Annotated in this window: 17 protein-coding genes; all 17 read left to right on the top strand. The window is 54.1% G+C overall.

What is annotated here, in order from left to right:
- Positions 1 to 24 precede the first annotated feature (24 nt).
- The 17 genes from rseP (at position 25) to dut (ending at position 21,625) form a co-directional block, all read left to right on the top strand.
- On the top strand, positions 25 to 1,296 hold the full coding sequence (rseP, locus tag K2F33_RS28730) for an RIP metalloprotease RseP (RefSeq protein ID WP_076168067.1): 1,272 nt from the start codon (positions 25 to 27) through the stop codon (positions 1,294 to 1,296).
- Between the two features lie 52 nt (positions 1,297 to 1,348).
- Positions 1,349 to 2,797, top strand: coding sequence for a proline--tRNA ligase (gene proS, locus K2F33_RS28725; RefSeq protein WP_263880251.1), 1,449 nt, complete (start codon positions 1,349 to 1,351; stop codon positions 2,795 to 2,797).
- 197 nt (positions 2,798 to 2,994) lie between these two features.
- Entirely contained in the window at positions 2,995 to 7,311 is a 4,317-nt protein-coding gene (locus tag K2F33_RS28720) for a PolC-type DNA polymerase III (protein ID WP_263880250.1), read from the top strand.
- 195 nt (positions 7,312 to 7,506) lie between these two features.
- Positions 7,507 to 7,968 carry a ribosome maturation factor RimP gene (gene rimP, locus K2F33_RS28715; RefSeq protein ID WP_076168060.1) on the top strand — a complete coding sequence of 154 codons (462 nt, stop codon included), beginning with the start codon at positions 7,507 to 7,509 and terminating at the stop codon, positions 7,966 to 7,968.
- A gap of 38 nt (positions 7,969 to 8,006) precedes the next feature.
- On the top strand, positions 8,007 to 9,104 hold the full coding sequence (gene nusA / locus K2F33_RS28710) for a transcription termination factor NusA (RefSeq protein WP_076168058.1): 1,098 nt from the start codon (positions 8,007 to 8,009) through the stop codon (positions 9,102 to 9,104).
- Between the two features lie 25 nt (positions 9,105 to 9,129).
- Positions 9,130 to 9,438 (top strand): RNase P modulator RnpM, encoded by a 309-nt coding sequence (gene rnpM, locus K2F33_RS28705; protein ID WP_076168056.1) that lies wholly within the window; start codon positions 9,130 to 9,132, stop codon positions 9,436 to 9,438.
- Positions 9,431 to 9,754: a YlxQ family RNA-binding protein gene (locus tag K2F33_RS28700; protein ID WP_076168054.1), complete on the top strand. Its 324-nt coding sequence runs from the start codon at positions 9,431 to 9,433 to the stop codon at positions 9,752 to 9,754. The genes rnpM and K2F33_RS28700 overlap by 8 nt, the downstream gene beginning before the upstream one ends.
- Positions 9,747 to 12,371 carry a translation initiation factor IF-2 gene (gene infB, locus K2F33_RS28695; protein WP_076168052.1) on the top strand — a complete coding sequence of 875 codons (2,625 nt, stop codon included), beginning with the start codon at positions 9,747 to 9,749 and terminating at the stop codon, positions 12,369 to 12,371. Before K2F33_RS28700 ends, infB begins: the two co-directional genes overlap by 8 nt.
- Before the next feature lie 14 nt (positions 12,372 to 12,385).
- On the top strand, positions 12,386 to 12,739 hold the full coding sequence (gene rbfA, locus K2F33_RS28690) for a 30S ribosome-binding factor RbfA (RefSeq protein ID WP_076168050.1): 354 nt from the start codon (positions 12,386 to 12,388) through the stop codon (positions 12,737 to 12,739).
- Between the two features lie 25 nt (positions 12,740 to 12,764).
- Positions 12,765 to 13,742 (top strand): DHH family phosphoesterase, encoded by a 978-nt coding sequence (locus K2F33_RS28685; RefSeq protein ID WP_076168048.1) that lies wholly within the window; start codon positions 12,765 to 12,767, stop codon positions 13,740 to 13,742.
- Positions 13,739 to 14,659 (top strand): tRNA pseudouridine(55) synthase TruB, encoded by a 921-nt coding sequence (gene truB, locus K2F33_RS28680; RefSeq protein WP_263880249.1) that lies wholly within the window; start codon positions 13,739 to 13,741, stop codon positions 14,657 to 14,659. The genes K2F33_RS28685 and truB overlap by 4 nt, the downstream gene beginning before the upstream one ends.
- A gap of 32 nt (positions 14,660 to 14,691) precedes the next feature.
- A complete protein-coding gene (locus tag K2F33_RS28675; protein ID WP_163872664.1) occupies positions 14,692 to 15,639 on the top strand; it encodes a bifunctional riboflavin kinase/FAD synthetase in 948 nt (315 codons plus the stop codon).
- 161 nt (positions 15,640 to 15,800) lie between these two features.
- A complete protein-coding gene (rpsO, locus tag K2F33_RS28670; RefSeq protein ID WP_076168040.1) occupies positions 15,801 to 16,070 on the top strand; it encodes a 30S ribosomal protein S15 in 270 nt (89 codons plus the stop codon).
- Positions 16,071 to 16,220: 150 nt separating this feature from the next.
- Positions 16,221 to 18,317: a polyribonucleotide nucleotidyltransferase gene (pnp, locus tag K2F33_RS28665; RefSeq protein ID WP_263880248.1), complete on the top strand. Its 2,097-nt coding sequence runs from the start codon at positions 16,221 to 16,223 to the stop codon at positions 18,315 to 18,317.
- 477 nt (positions 18,318 to 18,794) lie between these two features.
- Positions 18,795 to 19,784 carry a polysaccharide deacetylase family protein gene (locus tag K2F33_RS28660; protein ID WP_212983226.1) on the top strand — a complete coding sequence of 330 codons (990 nt, stop codon included), beginning with the start codon at positions 18,795 to 18,797 and terminating at the stop codon, positions 19,782 to 19,784.
- A 190-nt stretch (positions 19,785 to 19,974) separates the two neighbouring features.
- Positions 19,975 to 21,204 carry a M16 family metallopeptidase gene (locus K2F33_RS28655; protein WP_412974024.1) on the top strand — a complete coding sequence of 410 codons (1,230 nt, stop codon included), beginning with the start codon at positions 19,975 to 19,977 and terminating at the stop codon, positions 21,202 to 21,204.
- On the top strand, positions 21,179 to 21,625 hold the full coding sequence (gene dut, locus K2F33_RS28650) for a dUTP diphosphatase (protein WP_263880247.1): 447 nt from the start codon (positions 21,179 to 21,181) through the stop codon (positions 21,623 to 21,625). Before K2F33_RS28655 ends, dut begins: the two co-directional genes overlap by 26 nt.
- Positions 21,626 to 21,648 lie beyond the last annotated feature (23 nt).

The raw sequence follows: 21,648 nt of genomic DNA, 5'->3' as shown, positions 1-21,648 counted from the left end.
GACAAATTAAGGGGGATGCGACGCTTGGAAATGGTGCAGGTAGTATTTTTGACGGTACTCATGTTTTTCGTCATCGTGACGGTGCATGAATGGGGCCATTTTTACTTTGCCAGACGCGCCGGCATACTGGTACGGGAATTTGCGATCGGTTTCGGTCCGAAACTGTTTTCTTATAAACGGAATGAAACGCAGTTTACGCTGCGGCTGCTGCCTTTTGGCGGTTATGCCCGGATGGCGGGGGAAGATCCTGAAATTGTGGAAATTCACCCCGGCCAGACTATCGCGGTCCGCGTCAGCGGCGGCGAAGTCAAGAAAATATATCTGGATCAGCTGGACAACCGAAAGAACGTCATCCGCGGAGAAGTGGAATTCATCGATATGGTCGATGATTTGAAGGTTCGCCTGAACGTGGACGGCGAGAGCCAGCAGTATCCGATTTATCCGAAGGCGATGCTGGTCGCCAAATCCCATGAGACGCAAATAGCCCCGAGAGACCGCCAGTTTGCCAGCAAGACGGTGGGGCAGCGCGCGCTTTCGATTTTTGCGGGGCCGCTGATGAATTTTATTCTGGCCTTCGTACTCTTCGGGGTCCATCTGCAGATGGCGGGGATTCCGCTGGAAAATCCGACGTACGTGCAGATCGGCGACATCTCCAAAGGAATGCCTGCCTATGAAGCGAACCTGAAGAAGGGCGACATCATCGATTCGATCGATGGCGTGAAGATCGGCGCGGATTATCAGAAAATGATCGATCTGACCTCCAAATCCAAGGACAAGCCGATGGAATGGACGATCCGCCGGGGAGACGAGGTATTTAATGTGACGCTGACTCCGCGTGCAATGGAAGGCCAGGAAGGCGGCAAGGTAGGCATTACGCCGCAGCTGCCAAGCCGCAAAGCGTCGATCGGCGAAACGTTCAGCGGAGCGGGAGTCGCGATGGTCGATACGACCAAAATTATTTTCGAGGGCTTCGGCCAACTGATCAAGCAGTTTAACATGGACGATCTGGGCGGACCTGTCCGGACGTTCGAGGTGACGGGCCAGATCGCGAAGCAGGGCATCGTGCAGCTGACGTATTGGGCGGCGATTCTCAGCCTCTACCTGGGGATCTTCAACCTGCTGCCGATCCCGGCGATGGACGGAAGCCGGCTGGTGTTCCTCGGTGTCGAAGCGCTGCGGGGCAAGCCGATCGATCCGAGCCGGGAAGGCATGGTCCATTTTGTGGGCTTCGCCATGCTGTTCCTATTAATGATTGCCGTAACCTACAATGATATATTACGATTGATTAACGGATAACTAATGATGTCCCCGGCTAGAACGGGGTGAACTTGGGAGGAAGTCCATTTTTATGTCAAACGATAAACAATTTGTGACGGAGATTACGCCGCAGGGAGAAGATTTTTCCCGCTGGTATATTGATGTGATCAAGAAAGCCGATCTGATGGATTATTCGCCGGTCCGCGGCTGCATCGTCTTCCGTCCGGACGGCTACGAAATCTGGGAGCACATCCAGCGTGATCTGGACCGCCGTTTCAAGGAAACGGGTCATCGCAACGCCTATTTTCCGCTCTTTATTCCGGAGAGCTTTTTCCAGAAAGAAAAAGAGCATGTCGAAGGCTTTAATCCCGAGCTTCCCTGGGTAACTGAGGCAGGCGGAGACAAGCTGGAGGAGCGTCTGGCGATCCGTCCGACGTCGGAGACGATGTTTGGGCACATGTACGCCAAATGGATCCAATCCTACCGCGACCTGCCGGTGCTCATTAACCAGTGGGCCAACGTCGTCCGCTGGGAGAAGCGCACGCTGCCGTTCCTCCGCACGAGCGAGTTTTTGTGGCAGGAAGGCCATACCGCTCATGAGACGGAAGCCGAAGCACGCGAAGAAACGATGAAGATGCTGGAAGTGTACCGTCAATTCGTGGAAGAGTTTTTGGCGATTCCGGTCATTACCGGCCAGAAGACGCCTTCCGAGAAATTCGCCGGTGCGGTGGAGACATTCTCCATTGAGGCGATGATGAAGGACGGCCGCGCGGTTCAGGCGGGAACCTCCCACTACCTGGGCACGAACTTTGCGGTGGCGTTTGACATTCAATACTTAAGCAGAGACAACAAGCAGGAATACGTGCATACGACATCCTGGGGCACGAGCACGCGCCTGATCGGCTCGATGATTATGGTGCACGGAGATGACCGCGGCCTGGCGCTGCCGCCTAAGGTGGCTCCGACGCAGGTGATCATGATTCCGATCGGCCCGCCGAAAACATGGGATGCCGTCGTTGGCCGTACGGACGAGCTGTTCGCGGAGCTGAAGCAGGCAGGCATCCGCGTGCGCGTGGACGACCGCAGCGACCTTCGTCCGGGATGGAAATTCAACGAATACGAAATGCGCGGCGTTCCGGTCCGTTTGGAAATCGGTCCACGTGACATGGAGAACGGCGTCTGTGTGCTCGTCTCCCGGATTACCGGCGAGAAGAAGGTCGTTCAGCAGGCCAACCTGGTTGAAGAAGTTCAGACGATGCTGGATCAGGTACAGAAGGAAATGTTCGATCGTGCGAAGCAGTTTATGAACGACCATTTCTATTCGGTGGATACGCTGGAGGAAATGAAGAGCAGCATGGAACAGCAGCGCGGATTTACGCTGTCAGGATGGTGCGGTTCGGAAGCCTGCGAGAGCAAGGTGAAGGAAGAGACCGGGGCAACCAGCCGGAACATTCCTTTCGAGCCTGCGGAAGAGAAGCATACCTGTCTGGTATGCGGGCAGCCTGCCAAGCACACCGTCGTTTTTGCCAGAGCGTATTAATACTGCGGCAGCCAAGCTGCGAATTTGATTCGTTTCCCGCATAAGCAGGGAAGAACCCGGCGGATCGGTAGAGAGGCCGGATGAAATAATGAATGAGGAGCTTCTGCCAGAAATGAGTCGGTGCACGAGATCGAGACATTTTTGTGAACAGAGGCTCTTCATGTTTATGGATTAGCGCTTTAAAGGGGGAGGAGAGCATGGAAAACGTGGGGGAAAAGAGAAAACGGTTCGAGCTGCTGATGAAGCAGGGGGAAATACCGCCCGCGATCGTGGATCCCTATTTTCTGGATGGTCATATCGAACAGGTGGAGATCAGCCGGAGCAATCAGGAATGGAGAATCACCATTTGGAAGGAAACCTTGGTCCCCGGTGAGGTGTACCGGACGTTCTGTCTGAGGCTTCAGGAGAAAATGCAGCATATTGCAAAGCTATCGTTTGTGTTCAGATATGCAGACGAAGTAGACCGCAAAGACATTGTTGGCGCATACTGGAACCTTTTCCTGGAGTGGGTTCACCGCGAAATACCTTCCGTCAACGGCTGGATGGCCAGGGCTAAGCATGAGCTGGACGGGGAAACCCTTATGGTCACGATGTCCGACAATACGTCGCTGGAGCTGGCGAGAAAGAAGCAGATCGACCAGGCGCTCACTCGTTTCTTCGCGCATTACTTCGAGGTTCCTCTCCGCGTCAAAATTCAAGTCGGCGAAATCCAGCGGGAAATGTACGAGGAGTTCGAGCAGAAGAAGCTCGAGGAAGAGCGTGAGGTTATCCAGAAGATGATTTCCAGCATGGAGGCGGAATCGCGCGCAGCCGAGGGTGACGATGAGGAAGTCTTTCTTCAGGTCGGTTACGATATCAAGGAGCAGCCGGTTCCGATTCAGGAAATCCAGGACGAAGAGAAGAAAATTACGGTTCAGGGCACGATTTTTGGCCTGGACCGCAAAGAGCTGCGCAACGGCAGCACGCTGTTCATGTTTAACCTGACGGACTTTACGGATTCCCTGCAGATGAAAATGTTTGCCAAGACGAAGGAAGACGTCAAAGTTCTGAGCCTGCTCGCCAACGGCAAATGGGTGAAAGCCCGCGGACGCGTCGAGATGGACCGCTTTATGACGATTCCCGAGCTGGTTATGATCCCTTCGGATTTGATCGAAGTCCAGGCGCCACCTACCCGCAAGGATAACGCTCCGGAGAAGCGGGTGGAATTCCATCTGCATACAACGATGAGCACGATGGACGCCGTGACGCCAATCGACCAGTACATCAAGACAGCCGCCAAGTGGGGCCACAAAGCGATTGCCGTGTCCGATCACGGCGGCGTGCAGTGTTATCCCGAAGCGGCGAAAGCCGCGAAGAAAAACGGGATCAAGATGATTTACGGCGTCGAGGCCAACGTGGTGAACGATTCCGTTCCGGTCGTCATGCAGCCGAAGCCGATGGACTTGAAGACTGCGACTTACATCGTATTCGATATCGAGACCACCGGCCTGTCGATCACGAACAACAAAATCATCGAGCTTGCGGCCGTCAAAATGCATGAAGGCAAGGAAGTCGACCGCTACGCTACGTTTGTTAACCCGCATGAAAAAATACCGTATCACATCCAGCAGCTGACCAACATTAACGACGAGATGGTCAAGGATGCGCCGGAGCTTGAGCCTGTCATCCAGGACTTCGTCAAGTTTGTCGGTGACGGCGTACTTGTGGCTCACAACGCACGGTTCGACGTGGGCTTCATCCAGGCTGCCCTGAAGGGGCTCGGCATGCCGGAACTGGACAACCCGGCGCTGGATACGCTGGAGCTGGCCAGATTGCTTCACCCGACGATGAAAAACCACCGCCTCAACACATTGGCGGATAAGTATAAAGTGGCGCTGGAAAGCCACCACCGGGCGATTGACGATACGATTGCCCTCGCCGGCATTCTGGACGGACTGCTGGCGGATGCCGAGAAGATCAAAGGGCTGACCCGCCTGGAACGCCTGAACGATTACGTCGGCAAGGATCTATCCAATTCTCGTCCGTTCCACTGCGGAATCTACGCGCTGAACCCGATCGGCAAGAAAAACTTGTACAAACTGGTGTCGATGTCGCACACCGAATATTTCAAACGGGTGCCATGCATCCCGAAATCGAAGCTGGAGGAGATGCGCGAAGGGCTGCTGGTCATCTCCGGCTGCGAGAAGGGCGAGTTCTTCGAAACCGTGCTGAACAAGACGGTGGAGGAAGCGACCGAGGTGGCGGAGTTTTATGATATTTTGGAAATTCAGCCGCTGACGATGTACATGCACCTTGTAGAAAAAGGGCTCGTCGGAAGCACAATAGAGCTGAAGAACGCCATCAAAACCGTGTGCGAGATCGGGGAAAAGCTGAACAAGCCCGTGATCGCCACCGGCAATGTGCACTACTTGGAGCCGCGGGACAAGCTGTTCCGGGACATTACGATTCACGGCATCACAGGCTTCAGCCCGCTGAAGGATATCCGCAAGCCGGATGCCCATTTCCGGACAACGGAAGAGATGCTGGAGGAATTCGAGTTCCTTGGTCCGGAGAAGGCGATGGAAGTGGTTGTGAAGAATACCAACGATCTGGCCGACCGCTTTGAGGAATACGAGCTGTTCCCGGACAAGCTGTTTACGCCGATTATCGAGGGGGCGGATGAGGAAATCCGCAACACTTGCTATGCCACGGCGCGGTCGATTTATGGCGAAGACCTGCCGGAAGTTGTCGTCGCACGGCTGGAGAAGGAGCTGGAGCCGATTATCAAATACGGCTTCTCCGCCAACTATCTCATTTCCGAGCGGCTGGTGAAAAAGTCGAACCAGGACGGCTACCTTGTCGGTTCGCGGGGATCCGTCGGATCGTCCGTCGTCGCGACCTTCCTCGGCATTTCCGAGGTTAACCCGCTGCCCGCGCATTATATTTGCAAAAATCCGGAATGCAAGCACAGCGAATGGTTCCTGGACGGCAGCGTGCCGAGCGGATTTGATCTTCCGGACAAGCAATGTCCGAACTGCGGCCAAATGCTGAAGGGCGAAGGCCAGGATATCCCGTTCGAAACGTTCCTTGGCTTTAAGGGCGACAAGGTTCCCGATATCGATTTGAACTTTTCCGGGGAATATCAGCCGACGGCACACAACTATACAAAAGAGATTTTTGGCGAAAAATGTGTTTTCCGCGCAGGAACCATAGGTACCGTGGCGGAAAAAACGGCATTCGGTTATACAAAGAAATACGAAGAGGAATACCATAAAAAGTGGCGCGGAGCGGAGCTGAACCGGCTCGCCGCCGGATGCACCGGCGTCAAGCGGAGCACGGGCCAGCACCCGGGCGGTATCGTCGTTGTCCCTGACTACATGGAAGTGGAAGACATCACGCCGGTTCAATACCCTGCTGACGATACGAACGCGGAATGGAAGACGACCCACTTCGATTATCACGCCTTCGACGCGAACCTGCTCAAGCTCGATATTCTGGGGCACGATGATCCGACCATGATGCGGATGCTGCAGGATTTGACAGGGGTCGATCCGACGACGATTCCGATGAACGATCCGAAGGTCATGAGCATGTTCAACTCAACGGAGGCGCTCGGGGTAACGCCCGAACAAATCCGGACACCGGTGGCCACCTACGGCGTGCCGGAGATGGGGACGAAGTTCGTCCGCCAGATGCTGATTGAGTCAAAGCCATCCTCCTTTGCCGACTTGCTGCAAATCTCGGGCCTGTCCCACGGAACGGGCGTATGGCTCGGCAATGCACAGGAGCTCATCAAGAACGGCACCTGCAACATCAAAACGGTGATCGGCTGCCGTGACGACATCATGCTGTTCCTGATTTATAAAGCCGGCATGGATGCGAGCCTGGCGTTTAAAATTACGGAAAGCGTACGTAAGGGCAAGGGCTTGACGCCGGAATGGATCGAGGAGATGAAGCGGTGCAAGGTACCGCAGTGGTATATCGATTCCTGTCTAAAAATCCAGTACATGTTCCCGAAAGCGCACGCCGCTGCATATGTTATCTCTGCGGTGCGCACGGCTTACTTCAAGCTGTACCATCCGATCGAATATTATGCCACTTACTTCTCGGTCCGGGCAGAAGACTTCGATATCGAGCTGTGCTGCCAGGGCTATGAGGCCATCTACCGGCAAATCGAAGAGATCGAGCAGAAGGGCTTCCAGGCGACGACCAAGGAAAAAAGCATGCTTTCGATCCTCGAGATGGCGCTGGAAATGACCGCACGCGGCTTTACGTTCAAGCCGATCGATCTGTACCGTTCCGATGCGACCCGGTTTACGGTGGACGGAGAATCGCTGATTCCACCGTTCTCGGCGCTGGCCGGCATCGGGGATAACGCGGCAAAGAACATCGCCGCCGCCCGCGAATACGGGGAGTTTCTCTCCATTGAGGATTTCCAGCAGAAATCCAAAGCGAGCAAGACGATCATCGAGCTGCTCACGGGAATGGGCTGCTTCAGGGGGCTTCCGGAGAGCAACCAGCTTTCGTTATTTTAATTCCGTCTTTTGTGTGCAGCGCCCTAACCCCTTGCTGCACAAGGTTTAGTCAAGGCATCATACTTGTCAGTACTGCCAGACTATGTTATAATTTTTTTGGTAATCATGTAGATAAAACCGTTGTTTAAAGAGTGGGGCGACCCACTCTTTACTCTTTGGTATATAGGATATTTGAAGCCTTGGAGGTTATAATCTTTGAGCACACCGAAGATCAAAGGAATTGTGGAACAAATGGTACAGCCCTATTTGGATGAGCATAACTTCGAGCTTGTCGACATCGAATACGTGAAGGAAGGCAGCAACTACTTTCTTCGCGTCTTTGTTGACAAGGAAGGCGGCATCGACATTGATGACTGCGGGATGATCAGCGAGTATCTGAGCGGGAAGCTGGACGAGAACGATCCGATTCCCGAAGCTTATTTTCTGGAAGTTTCCTCCCCTGGCGCCGAACGTCCGCTCAAGAAGAAGGAAGACGTAGCCAAAGCCGTCGGCAAAGATGTTTTTGTAACGGTTTACGAGCAGGTAGAAGGCCAGAAGGAATTTGAAGGCCGGCTTCTTTCGTTCGAGGACGACGTTCTTGTCATTTCTGCGGGCAAGAAGGAATACAGCATCCCGTATGCAAAAGTTGCCAGCGCCAGACTGGCGATTATTTTTTAAATACAAGGCTGCACTTTGAAAGGGGGAATTGATTTCCAATGAGTATGGATTTTATTGAAGCGATGAATGAGTTGGAAAGAGAGAAAGGAATCAGCAAGGACATTTTGTTCGAAGCCATTGAGGCGGCGCTGATCTCCAGCTACAAACGGAATTTTAACACGGCGCAGAACGTTCGCGTCGACATGAACCGGAATACCGGGGTTATCAAAGTGTTTGCCCGCAAGCTGATCGTGGAAGAGGTGCTGGATCCCCGCACCGAAATTTCCCTGCCTGCAGCCCGCGAGATCAATCCGCATTTCCAAATTGACGATATTGCGGAAATCGAGGTCACTCCCCGGGATTTCGGACGGATTGCCGCCCAGACGGCCAAACAGGTCGTTACACAGCGGATCCGCGAGGCGGAGCGCGGCCTGATTTATAACGCCTTCGTCGACAAAGAAGAGGATATCGTGACCGGTACGGTCCAGCGCCAGGATCCTCGCAACTTCTACGTGGATCTGGGCAAGGTGGAAGCGGTGCTGCCGCTCAACGAGCTGATGCCGAACGAAAAGTTCAAGCACGGCGACCGGATCAAAGCCTACATCACGAAGGTGGAGAATACGACCAAGGGGCCGCAAATTATGCTGTCCCGGACGCATCCGGGGCTCTTGAAGCGATTGTTCGAGCTGGAGGTGCCGGAAATTTTTGACGGTGTCGTGGAAATTCGCTCCGTCGCCCGTGAAGCCGGATTCCGCTCGAAGATCGCGGTGTATTCCCGCAACCCGGAAGTGGATCCTGTCGGCTCCTGCGTCGGGCCGAAGGGCTTGCGTGTGCAGACCATTGTCAATGAGCTGCGCGGTGAAAAAATCGACATCGTCCGTTATTCCGAACAGGTGGAAGAGTATGTGGCCAATGCCCTCAGCCCTTCCAAAGTTCTGGAAGTGATTGTATTTGAAGATGAGAAGATGGCACGTGTCATCGTGCCGGATTATCAATTGTCTCTCGCAATCGGGATCAAAGGGCAAAACGCCCGCCTTGCAGCCAAGCTGACAGGGTGGAAGATCGATATTAAGAGTGAGAGCCAGGCGGAACAGGAATTCGGCAGACCGAAAACATCCTCGGGTGAAATGCACCAAGATTCCGTCTCCGTCGATTAATTCCAAACAGGACGGGGGTCGCGGCATGAAACAAAGAAAAGTCCCGCTGCGCAAATGCGTGGCATGCCAGGAAATGATGCCCAAGAAGGAACTGATCCGTATTGTCAAAACGCCGGAAGATGAAGTACTGATCGACCTGACTGGCAAGAAGTCGGGCCGGGGGGCTTATCTCTGCGGCAAAGTATCTTGCTTTAAACTGGCACAGAAGAACAAATCACTGGATCGGGCTCTGAAGCATCATGTCAAACCGGAAATTTACGAACAGCTCGCAGATGACTTTGTGCTCGTGGAAGACGAATTTTTGGCCGTAAAGGAACGTTCGGTTGATGAGTAAAACTTTATCCCGCCTGGGTCTTGCCATGCGGGCGGGGAAAGTGGTCACCGGCGACGAAATCGTCCTGAAAGCGATCCGGTCTTCCGAAGCGAAACTGGTCATGCTGGCGGCTGACGCCTCAGCCAATACACAAAAAAAGTTCCGCGACAAATGCGGAACATACAACATTCCTCTGGTGATCGGATTTGACCGGGAAAGCCTGGGCACAAGCATTGGAAAGCCCGAAAGGGTTGTGCTCGCCATTACGGATCAAGGATTCGCAGAAATGATCTCCAAGAGTCTTGGAGATAATTCGGAGGTGGAGTATATTGAGTAAACAGGACAGTAAAGATAAGCTGCGCGTGTACGAATATGCAAAATCACTTAATATGAGCAGTAAGGAAATCATAACCATTTTGAAAAGGCTTGATATTCCCGTTAACAATCATATGAGCGTTATGGAGAATGATGCGGTCTCGAAAGTGGAACAATTTTTCAAGGATATTAAGTCGAATGCGGCCGCCAAGCGGGAAGGCGGAGACCGCCAGACCGTGGCGAGCACTTCCGCGGTCAGAAACGAGGCAGGCACTCAGCGTAACCAGGGCGGCCGGGCAGCCGGATCGGACCCATCACAAAAACAACAGGAAAAGCAGGTAGGTATGAATAATAAATTGAATAACACCACACAAACAGGGTCGCAAAGACCGCAGGGCGGGCAAGATTCCCGCAGAAGTCACTCAGGATCTCAGCAAAGCAGACCGCAAGGTCAATCGAATGGATCGGGCAACCGTCCGCAAGGCGCGGGTGCCGGATCGAATAACCGGAATCAAGGTTCCCAAGGAGGCCGTCCGCAAGGATCCGGCCAGGGCGGCAATCGCCCCCAAGGATCCGGTCAAGGCGGCAATCGCCCTCAAGGATCGCAGCAGGGTGGCGGCCAGCGCTCGGGCGCAGGACGCCCGCAGCAGCAATCCACCGGAAACCGCGGTCCTCAAGGAAACGCCGGCGGCGACAACAACTTCTCCAGAAGCAACGATAACCGCGGAGGCGGCAATCGCGGTCAGAACCGCGGCAATAACAACGGTTCGAAACGCTTTGACGACAACCGCCAGGGCGGAGGATTTAACCGGAACAATCGCGGCGGTAAGAACAACCGCGGCAGACAACAGTCTCAGCAGCCGCCGCGCGAGAAGATCGACAACACGCCGAAGAAGATTATCGTCCGCGGCAACATGACCGTTGGCGAAACAGCCAAGCTGCTTCATAAGGATGCTTCCGAAGTCATTAAGAAGCTGATCCAGATGGGCGTCATGGCAACGATCAACCAGGAACTCGACATCGATACGATATTGCTGCTTGCCGGCGAATTCGGCGTCGAAGTCGAAGTGAAGATCGTGGTCGAGGACGATCGCTTCGAGACCGTCGAAGAGAACGACGATCCGGCTGATCTGAAGTCGCGTCCGCCGGTTGTCACCATCATGGGTCACGTCGACCATGGTAAAACGACGCTGCTGGATGCCATCCGTTCCACGAACGTAACCGGCGGCGAAGCCGGAGGCATCACCCAGCACATCGGTGCTTATCAGGTGGAAATCAACAACAAGAAGATTACTTTCCTTGATACGCCGGGCCACGAAGCGTTTACGGCCATGCGTGCGCGCGGTGCGCAAATTACCGACATTACGATCATTGTGGTCGCTGCCGACGACGGCGTCATGCCGCAGACGGTTGAAGCTATCAACCACGCGAAGGCAGCCGAGCTGCCGATCATCGTGGCGGTGAACAAAATCGACAAACCGGATGCTAATCCGGATAAAGTGAAGCAGGAGCTGACCGAATACGGTCTCGTTCCGGAAGAGTGGGGCGGAGACACGATTTTCGTCAACGTATCCGCGAAGCAAAGAATGGGGCTTGAGGATCTGCTTGAGATGATCCTTCTGGTCGCCGAAGTGAATGAATACAAAGCGAATCCGGACAAACGCGCCCGCGGTGCGGTGATCGAGGCCGAGCTGGATAAAGGCCGAGGACCGGTAGCCCGCGTGCTGGTACAGCACGGTACGCTGAAAGTCGGGGATGCGTTCGTGGCAGGCAACTGCTTTGGCCGCGTCCGGGCGATGGTCAACGACAAGGGACGCCGTTTGAAGGAAGCCGGACCGTCTACGCCGGTGGAAATCACCGGTCTGACCGAGGTTCCGCTTGCCGGCGATCCGTTCATGGTATTTGAAGACGAGCGCAAGGCCCGTTCGATTGCCGAGAAACGTGCCATCACCCAGCGTCAGTCCGATCTTGGCAGCAACGTCCGCGTCACGCTGGACGATCTGTTCAAGCACATCAAGGACGGCGAGATCAAGGACCTGAACGTCATCATCAAAGGCGACGTGCAGGGTTCGGTCGAAGCGCTGAAAGGCTCGCTCTCCAAGATCGAAGTGGAAGGCGTTCGCGTCAAAATCATCCACAGCGGCGCAGGGGCAATTACCGAGTCCGATATCATTCTGGCAGCGGCGTCCAATGCGATCGTTATCGGCTTTAACGTCCGTCCAGATCCGCAGGCCGGCGCAACCGCCGAGCAGGAGAAAGTGGATATCCGCCTGCATCGCGTCATTTACAACGTCATTGAAGAAATCGAGCAGGCCATGAAGGGCATGCTGGATCCGGAATATAAAGAAGTGGTTATCGGCCACGCGGAAGTGCGCAACCTCTTCAAAATCAGCAAAGTGGGTACGATTGCCGGATGTATGGTTACGTCAGGCAAGATCGCGCGTAACGCCGAAGTCCGCCTGATACGCGACGGCATCGTCATCCATGAAGGTAAGATCGATACGCTCAAACGTTTCAAGGACGACGCTAAAGAAGTGGCACAGGGTTATGAATGTGGCATTACTTTGGAAAGCTATAATGACGTCAAGGAAGGCGACGTTATTGAAGCGTTCATCATGGAAACGGTGGAGCGCAAGTAGAGAGGTGAACAGGCATGGCTAAAATTCGGGCTGGACGGGTTGGAGAGCAGATCAAGAAAGAGCTGAGCCAGCTGATCCAAAGCGAACTGAAGGACCCGCGCATCGGTTTCGTTACCGTAACCGGTGTGGATGTGACGAACGATTTGTCGCAGGCGAAAGTTTATTTAAGCGTTCTGGGGGATAACGAGCAGAAGAACAACACGCTGAAGGCTCTGGAGAAGGCGAACGGCTTTCTCCGCTCGGAGCTCGGCAAGCGAGTCCGGCTGCGCCATACCCCGGAGCTGATTTTTAAGTTTGACGAATCCATCGCGTATGGCAGTCACATCGAGAAGCTCCTCGGTGAAATCGGAAAAAACGAAGATAACTAAATAAAAGATTTAAAGGAGACGGCCAATGCAGACCTATGAACAATCGCTTGAGCAGGCAAAGGAGTTTTTGCTGACGCATGATGATTATCTTGTAGTGTCTCATATTCAGCCGGACGGAGATGCAGTCAGTTCCACAGTTGCCGTGGGCTGGCTTCTCTCATGTCTGGGCAAAAAATTTACTCTGATCAATGAAGGGCCGATTCCTGAACGGATGAAATTTTTATGCCTGTCAGAGCAGATTGTGAATATGGAGCTTCATCCACCGGAACGTTCATTCAAGCATGTCATTTGTGTGGATTGCGCCGATTTTGGGAGAGTGGGATTGACGCAGCAATGCTTCGCTCCGGATGCCTTGATCTTGAACATCGATCACCACCCGACCAACAACGGTTACGGGAGTGCGACGCTGATTAAGCCGGACGCTGCGGCAACGGCCGAAATTTTGTATGATCTGATCCATGCGTTCGGATTTCAATGGACGAAGGAGATTGCGACCGCGATCTATACCGGGCTGCTGACGGACACCGGCGGTTTCCGTTATTCCAATACGTCCCCTAAAGTGATGGCGGCGGCTTCCGAGCTGCTCGGCTATGGGGTCAACGGGCCGGAGCTGTCGGAGACCCTGCTCGAGGCAATGACCCTGCCCCAGATGAAGGTGCTGGTCAAAGCGTTGAACACACTCGAGATGACGCCGGACGGCAAAATCAGCTGGGTATACGTCACTCCCGAGCATATGGTGGAGGCAGGCGCGGCCAACGATGACCTGGAAGGAATCGTGAACTATCCGCGGAATATTCAGGGCGTCGAGGTCGGCATTTTATTCAAAGTGATCAATGACCAAGCGGTCAAAGTAAGCATGCGTTCTGCAGGCAAAGTTGACGTGGCCGCCCTGGCGCAGACGTTTGGTGGCGGCGGGCATGTCCGCGCAGCGGGGTGCCGTATCGAAGGAACACTGGATACGATTATTCCTCAGGTTATAGAACGGGTGAGACAATTTTTATGAGCAGCTTAGAAGGTGTATTGGCCATCGATAAGCCGGCGGGGATGACTTCCCACGATGTCGTTGCCAAGGCGCGCCGTATATTGAAAATGAAGCGGATTGGGCACACCGGAACCTTGGATCCCGAAGTTACCGGTGTTCTGCCGCTCTGCCTTGGCCGGGCGACCCGGGTGGTGGAGTACATGCAGGAGCTTCCGAAGGAATATGCAGCTACCCTGCGGCTGGGCATTGCCACCGACACCGAGGATTTGACCGGTACGGTCACGGAATCTGTGGACGGGGTCCATGTCACGCCGGAAGATGTGGAGAAGGTGCTCCACTCTTTTGAAGGGACGATTTCCCAGGTGCCCCCCATGTACTCTGCGGTCAAGGTCGGAGGCAAACGGCTCTACGAGCTGGCCCGGGAGGGCAAGACGGTTGAGCGCAAAAGCCGCGAGGTGACGATTCACGAAATTGAAATGACCGGCTCGGCCTGGCAAGGGCCTTATCTGGACATTTCCTTTCGGGTTCTGTGCTCCAAGGGGACGTACATTCGGACGTTATGCGTAGATATCGGGCGGGCTCTGCAGCTGCCGTCAACGATGGTGAAGCTGGAGCGCACGATGTCGGCAGGAATTCCCGCTTCGAAGTGCCTCACGCTCGAAGATATCGAGCGCCTGACGGCGACGGGTGAGCTGGACGAGCATTTGATTCCGGTCGACGAAGCGGTCCGGCATCTTCCGGCACATACCGTGGCCGAGGACAAGGCGGCTGCCGCCTTGCAGGGTCAGAGGCTCTCGGGCAGAGCGGTTACGCCGGAGGTCATGCTGCCCGGATGCATACGACTGTATGATCCAAAGGGAATGTTTCTCGGCATTTTCGAAAAACAGGCAGAGACGGGGGCTATCGCTCCGGTCAAGGTATTTCTGCCAGAGTCATAATGATTATCTATGGAATTGCAGGTGAAAGAACAGTGAAGACCGTATATTTATCGTACCCGCTGCCTGCGGAGGTCATCCGGGAGCATACCCAGCCGCAGGTCGCAGCCATCGGACAGTTCGACGGAGTGCACCTTGGTCATGCCAGCGTCATCTCTTCTGCGGTGAACCTGGCAAAGGGCAAGAACATCCCTTCGGCCGTCATGACATTCCATCCGCATCCGAAGGACGTGATGAAGAAAGGGGACTACGAGGGCAGCCTAACGCCTCTGCAGGAGAAGCAGGAGCTGCTGGCCGGCCTGGGGGTCGATATCGTATACGTCGTTGAGTTTAACGATTCCTTTTCCCATGTAAGTCCGCAGGAATTTGTAGAAGGCGTGCTGTTTCCCTTGGGCATCGAGGCGGCCGTGGTCGGTTTCGATTTCCGCTTTGGCCACAAGGGGGAAGGCAATGCCGAGATGCTCCGCCTGCTGGGGGACGGCCGGCTGAACGTCGAAGTTATCCCGCCGTTCGAACTGGAAGGCGGCAAGGTCAGCAGTACGGAAATTCGCAAAGCGCTGCAAAGGGGTGACCTGGAGCGGGCCGGCCGTCTGCTCGGCCGCAGCTACCGGCTGCGCGGAACCGTTGTCGGCGGAGAAAAACGCGGCCGTACCATCGGTTTTCCGACGGCCAACCTGAAACTGGACGATAAGTTTGTCATTCCGGTTAAGGGTGTGTACGCGGTACGAGCCTTTTTGAACGGAAGGATTTTTCCCGGCGTCATGAATGTGGGGGTTAAACCGACATTTCATGAGAACGAAACGGTGCCAAGCTTTGAGGTTCACTTGTTTGACTTTGACCGGGAAATTTACGGCGAGCATGTCTCGGTGGAACTGGTCCATTTTATCCGGAATGAGCGGAAGTTTCCTTCCGTACCGGAACTCATCGCCCAGATCCAGGCGGACGCGGATCGCGCCAGAGAACTTTTGAAGTCGGGCCGCTAAAGCTTACGCGCTGGCGAACATTTACTTTTGCCGGTGAAGTATGCTATACTGATAAACGTTGCTGGATGCCCATGGGCTGAAGGAAACCTTAGCTTGGATACACGATCTCACCGACGGTTTCTAGGCTAACGGCGATTATTTATGTTAAGGAGGTGAACAGGATGGCATTGACTCAAGAACGCAAACAACAACTGATCGAAGAGCACAAAACTCATGAGTCCGATACAGGATCTCCTGAAGTGCAAATTGCTATCCTTACGGAGAACATCGTTAATTTGACAGACCACCTGCGTACGCACAAGAAGGATCATCATTCCCGTCGCGGTCTTTTGAAAATGGTCGGTCAACGCCGTAAGCTGTTGGCATACTTGAAAAACAAGGATGTTAAACGCTATAGCGCTCTGATTGAAAAACTTGGATTGCGTCGTTAATAATCCATATTGTTCTACGGAAAGCAGCCTGGTTGTTCACCGTTTGTCCTTCTAGGAGTGACAGCGGGGCAACCGGGTTGCTTTTTATGCAGGACTATATGAATTATCCCCATCTGGGGAATACTGATTGAGTAATAAAGGAGGGATTTCATGGAAAGTCGTGTTGAAATGCAGTTGGGCGGCAGAACCTTGGTCATGGAGACCGGACGCCTCGCGAAGCAGGCTAACGCCGCCGTGATGGTCCGCTACGGGGAAACGGCCGTACTTTGTACAGTGACCGCCTCCAGCGAACCGAAGGATCTGGACTTTTTTCCGCTGACTGTAAACTATGAAGAAAGATTGTATGCCGTAGGTAAGATCCCGGGGGGCTTTATCAAACGGGAAGGCAGACCGAGCGAGAAGGCCATTCTGGCCAGCCGTCTGACCGACCGTCCGATTCGTCCGCTGTTTCCGGAAGGCTTCCGTAACGATGTGCAGGTGCTGAACCTTGTCATGAGCGTGGATCAGGACTGCTCGCCGGATATTGCGGCCATGATCGGTACTTCCGCAGCGCTGAGCATTTCGGACGTGCCATTTGACGGACCGATCGGCGGTGTCATCGTAGGACGCGTAGACGGACAATTTATTATTAATCCGGACATCGCGCAGCAGGAGAAAAGTGACATTTACCTGGTCGTCGCAGGCACCAGAGACGCCATCATGATGGTTGAAGCCGAGGCGAACGAGGTTCCTGAGGAAACGATGCTGGAAGCGATTATGTTCGGTCACGAGGAGATCAAAAAGATCGTGTCCGTCATTGACGAACTGACGCAAAAAGCCGGCAAACCGAAAATGGAAGTGAAGCTTCATGCGGTTGACGCTCAGGTTAATGCCGAAGTACGCGAATTCGCTGCAGAGCGTCTCGTAGAAGCGGTACGCATTGCCGAGAAGCATGCGCGCCAGGATGCGATCGATGCGATCAACGAAGAAACGGTAACTTTCTTTGAACAAAAATACATAGAGACGCCTGAGCTCTTGAAAGATGTCAAAGAAGTGCTGCATGATATTGTCAAAGAAGAAGTAAGACGCCTGATCACCCACGATAAGGTCCGTCCTGACGGCCGGGGTCTGGACGAGATCCGTCCGATCGAATGCGATACGAGCATTCTGCCGCGCACGCATGGTACAGGCTTGTTCACTCGTGGTCAAACCCAGGCTCTCAGCGTGTGTACGTTGGGTGCGCTCGGTGACGTGCAAATTCTGGACGGCATCGATTTGCAGGAAACCAAACGCTTTATGCACCATTATAACTTCCCTCCGTTCAGCGTAGGCGAAGCCCGTCCGCTTCGTGCACCGGGACGCCGCGAAATCGGCCACGGCGCGCTGGGTGAACGCGCTCTGTCGAAGGTCATTCCATCGGAGACCGAGTTCCCGTACACGATTCGTCTCGTTTCCGAAGTGCTGGAGTCGAACGGTTCCACATCCCAGGCAAGTATTTGCGCAAGCACGCTGGCCATGATGGATGCCGGGGTACCGATCAAGGCGCCGGTTGCTGGCGTAGCCATGGGTCTGATTAAAGACGGAGAGCATGTATCCATTCTGACGGATATTCAGGGGATGGAAGACCATCTGGGCGATATGGACTTCAAAGTGGCCGGTACGGCTGAAGGGGTAACCGCCATTCAGATGGACATCAAAATTGCCGGCATTGACCGCCAGATTTTGAACGACGCTCTGAAGCAGGCCAAAGAAGGTCGGATGTTTATCCTGAGCAAAATGATGGAAGCGATCCAGAAGCCAAGAGAGACGTTGTCTCCATATGCTCCGAAGATCATCGTCATGAACATCAATCCGGACAAGATCCGCGACGTGATCGGCGCAGGCGGCAAGATCATCAACAAGATCATCGAGGAAACCGGCGTGAAGATCGACATCGAGCAGGACGGACGCGTCTTCATCGCATCGTCCAATGAGGAAATGAACCAGAAAGCCCGCTCTATTATTGAAGGCATCGTCCGTGAAGTCGAAGTCGGCGAAATCTATGTCGGCACCGTCAAACGGGTCGAGAAATTCGGCGCTTTCGTCGAAGTGCTTCCGAATAAAGAGGGACTTGTGCACATTTCTCAGCTCTCGACCGAGCGTGTCGGCAAAGTTGAGGACGTCGTGAATGTCGGAGATACGATCACCGTCAAAGTGACCGAGATCGACCAGCAGGGGCGTATCAACCTGTCGCGCAAAGCGGTATTGGTTGCAGAATCCAAGGCTTAAATCAAGCGGAGCGGCTTCGTCAAGAAGCCACGCTTGCTACCATATGCAGTCTAAGAGACAGAAAGTACTCACTTCTGGCTCTTTTTTTATAATATCAGATAGTATAAACTCCAGAGCCATTGCCTCCTGATATTGCAAGAAAAAACACCTTTAAACGCGGTCTGTCTTCTCTGAAGGTGCTTCGATAGACGCTTTTCTTATAATATCAGATAGTATAAACTGCAGAGCCATTGCCTCCTGATATTGCAAGAAAAAACACCTTTAAACGCGGTCTGTCTTCTTTGAAGGTGCTTCGATAGGCTTTTTCTTATGAGATCAGAATGGATAAACTTCAAAGCCATTGCCTCTGATATTGCAAGAAAAATTACCTTTGAATGCGGTCAAAACCTCCGGATGCTCTCTCGCGGCCTCCATTCATAATCCCGCTCGTCCCTTCATATGATGGGACAAAGTATGTTAAGGGAGATGAGCGGAAAAATGAACGGGAGACGGACAGCCATCGTGCTTGCCTGTTTTGCCACCATCGTCGGGCTCGCGCAGACCGGTGCGGTCGGGGACTATTTTCAGGACGTACGGCACCACCTGACTGCTCAAACCGCGTTTGAGCCCCAGACGGACGAGAAGCAGCTGGATCCGCTGTACAAGCAGATTCAGGAGAAGGCCGAGGCCACGAGGATTCCACCGGTGGATGCGGTCGTGGACCGCGTCTGGAAGGCCATTCCGGGGTACAACGGCCTGGAGATCGACGTAGACGAGACCTATAAGCGGGCTAAGGCCCAGGGAGCCACGGCTCCGATTACATATGTGTACCGTCAAATTCCCCCCAAGGTGAACCTGGGCGATTTGGCGGCTGAACCGATTTATAAAGGGAACCCGAAAAAGCCGATGGTTTCCCTGATGATTAACGTCGCGTGGGGGGACGAGTACATCGTTCCGATGCTCGATACGCTGGATGCGGAGAACGTAAAGGCAACCTTCTTTTTTGACGGAAGCTGGTTGAAGAAAAATCCGGAGATGGCCAAGGAGATCCAAAAGCGGGGGCATGAGCTGGAGAACCATGCGTATACGCACCCCAACATGAGTCAGCTGAGCCGCGAACGGGCCACGCTCGAAATCAGCAAAACCCAGCAGCTGTTGAAGGATACACTGGGTGTGACGAACAAGTGGTTTGCGCCGCCTTCCGGAGATTTTAATCAGCAGACAGTCCAAATCGCCGCCAGCCTCGGCCTGAAGACGGTTCTGTGGACACTGGACACGGTGGATTGGCGGAAGCCTTCACCGGATTCCATCGTCAACAAGATCTCGGCCAAAGTGGAGCCGGGCACCTTGATTCTGATGCATCCGACCTCCTCCTCCTCCCAGGCGCTGAAGGGCATGATCCGGGTGATCAAGGCGAAAGGCCTTGTACTGGGTACGGTCAGCCAGACGCTGTCCCCCGAGAGAGTCACGGCGCCCAAGGTTGAGTGAGACGGCTTTTTTTGATAGGATAGGGATTGCGCTGGCTGTAGTCAGGAAAGTTACGGCTCGGCCATCATTTGCATGAAGAACGGATAACTAGTTAGAACTGGACAGGGGCAGCCTGGAGGTTCATTGGATTAATTTTAGGAGGGCCTCTCGCGTGAAAAAAATAAACTTAAGCAACGGCCTTAGAGTAGTTATGGAGAAAATTCCGACGATGCGTTCGGTTTCCTTTGGCATTTGGGTAAAGACAGGCTCCCGCCACGAAACCTTGGCCAACAACGGCATTTCCCATTTTATCGAGCACATGCTGTTTAAAGGGACTGAACGGTTTGACGCCAAGGCGATTGCCGAGGAATTCGATGCCATTGGCGGCAATGTGAATGCCTTTACTTCTAAGGAATATACCTGTTTTTATGCCAAGGTGCTGGATGAGCATCTGCCGATCGCCGTAGACGTGCTCGCCGATATGTTCTTCCGTTCCAAGCTGGACGGTGAGGAGCTGGCCAAGGAGAAGAACGTCATTCTGGAAGAGATTTCGATGTACGAAGATACGCCGGACGACATGGTGCACGACCTAATGGCTAAGGCGGTCTACGGGGATCATCCGCTCGCCTATCCGATACTGGGAACGAAGGAACAGCTGGAAAGCATGGGATCTTCCGACCTTCGCGCCTACATGGATGACCACTATACGATCGAGAACACCGTCATCAGCGTGGCAGGTAACATTGACGATAACATTGTGGAGCTGCTGGAACGCCATTTCGGCGGTTTCCAAACCAGCGGGCGGGTGAGCGAATTGACCGTGCCTTCATTCCAGAGCGGGATCTTGTATCATAAAAAGAAGACAGAGCAGAATCATATCTGCCTGTCCTTCCCGGGATGCTCGATTCACGATCCGCTTCAGTATGCCATGATTCTGCTCAATAACAGCATCGGTGGCGGGATGAGCTCGCGGTTGTTCCAGGAAATCCGGGAAAAGCGGGGACTCGCTTATTCGGTATATTCCTACCACAGCTCCAACGAAGACAGCGGTTTGTTTACGATCTATGCCGGAACCGCGCCGAAGCAAACCAATGAGGTCATGGGCTTAACCAAAGAGGTGCTGGCGGATGTGGCCGTACACGGGATGACCGAGGACGAACTCCGGAAAGGCAAGGAGCAGCTGAAGGGCAGTCTGATCCTGAGCCTTGAGGGCACTGGAAGCCGTATGAACCGGCTCGGCAAAAACGAGCTGATGCTGGGCAAGCATTTTTCGCTCGATGACATGATCGAAAAGATCGAAAACGTGACGATGAACGACGTGAACGCGGTGCTGGACCGGATGTTCAGCCAGCCGTTCGCGCTGGCGATGGTCGGATCGACGGACCGCGCCATTGCTGGGTTAAGGAGGGACGATTTTGTCACACTACGTACAAATTCATAAATTGCCGGGTCACGAGGATGTGCGGCTGCCGGAGAAAATGTCCGGCTCCGCCTCCGGCTATGACCTGTACGCCGCCGTTGAAGAAGAAGTCGTCCTCCAGCCGGGGGAGCGCAGGCTCATCCCGACCGGGTTTGCCATCGCCATGCCCGACGGGCTGGAAGCACAAATCCGCCCGAGAAGCGGGCTGGCCCTGAAGCACGGTATCACCTGCCTTAATACGCCGGGAACGATCGACGCCGATTACCGCGGGGAAATCAAGGTGCTGCTGATCAACCTCGGCCAGGAGCCTTTTGCGATCACCCGAAACGAGCGCATCGCCCAAATGGTGTTCGTGGAAGTGCCGCAGGTGACGTTTGAGCAGGTGGACGTACTGTCCGAAACCGTTCGCGGTGAGGGCGGATTCGGACACACCGGCAAATAATTTATAGTTCAATACAGCCTGGA

The organism is Paenibacillus sp. PSB04 (assembly GCF_025809195.1).
In the GTDB taxonomy this organism is placed as follows: domain Bacteria; phylum Bacillota; class Bacilli; order Paenibacillales; family Paenibacillaceae; genus Paenibacillus_AQ; species Paenibacillus_AQ favisporus.
This window is presented reverse-complemented; position numbering and strand designations above follow the sequence as displayed.

Bases quoted from the DNA above. Each gene is read 5' to 3' on its own strand.
- rnpM (WP_076168056.1), top strand. From the start codon at position 9,130: ATGAAACAAAGAAAAGTCCCGCTGCGCAAATGCGTGGCATGCCAGGAA.
- K2F33_RS28660 (WP_212983226.1), top strand. From the start codon at position 18,795: ATGAACGGGAGACGGACAGCCATCGTGCTTGCCTGTTTTGCCACCATC.
- truB (WP_263880249.1), top strand. From the start codon at position 13,739: ATGAGCAGCTTAGAAGGTGTATTGGCCATCGATAAGCCGGCGGGGATG.
- rpsO (WP_076168040.1), top strand. From the start codon at position 15,801: ATGGCATTGACTCAAGAACGCAAACAACAACTGATCGAAGAGCACAAA.
- K2F33_RS28720 (WP_263880250.1), top strand. From the start codon at position 2,995: ATGGAAAACGTGGGGGAAAAGAGAAAACGGTTCGAGCTGCTGATGAAG.
- pnp (WP_263880248.1), top strand. From the start codon at position 16,221: ATGGAAAGTCGTGTTGAAATGCAGTTGGGCGGCAGAACCTTGGTCATG.
- nusA (WP_076168058.1), top strand. From the start codon at position 8,007: ATGAGTATGGATTTTATTGAAGCGATGAATGAGTTGGAAAGAGAGAAA.
- proS (WP_263880251.1), top strand. From the start codon at position 1,349: ATGTCAAACGATAAACAATTTGTGACGGAGATTACGCCGCAGGGAGAA.
- rbfA (WP_076168050.1), top strand. From the start codon at position 12,386: ATGGCTAAAATTCGGGCTGGACGGGTTGGAGAGCAGATCAAGAAAGAG.
- K2F33_RS28655 (WP_412974024.1), top strand. From the start codon at position 19,975: ATGGAGAAAATTCCGACGATGCGTTCGGTTTCCTTTGGCATTTGGGTA.
- K2F33_RS28685 (WP_076168048.1), top strand. From the start codon at position 12,765: ATGCAGACCTATGAACAATCGCTTGAGCAGGCAAAGGAGTTTTTGCTG.
- K2F33_RS28700 (WP_076168054.1), top strand. From the start codon at position 9,431: ATGAGTAAAACTTTATCCCGCCTGGGTCTTGCCATGCGGGCGGGGAAA.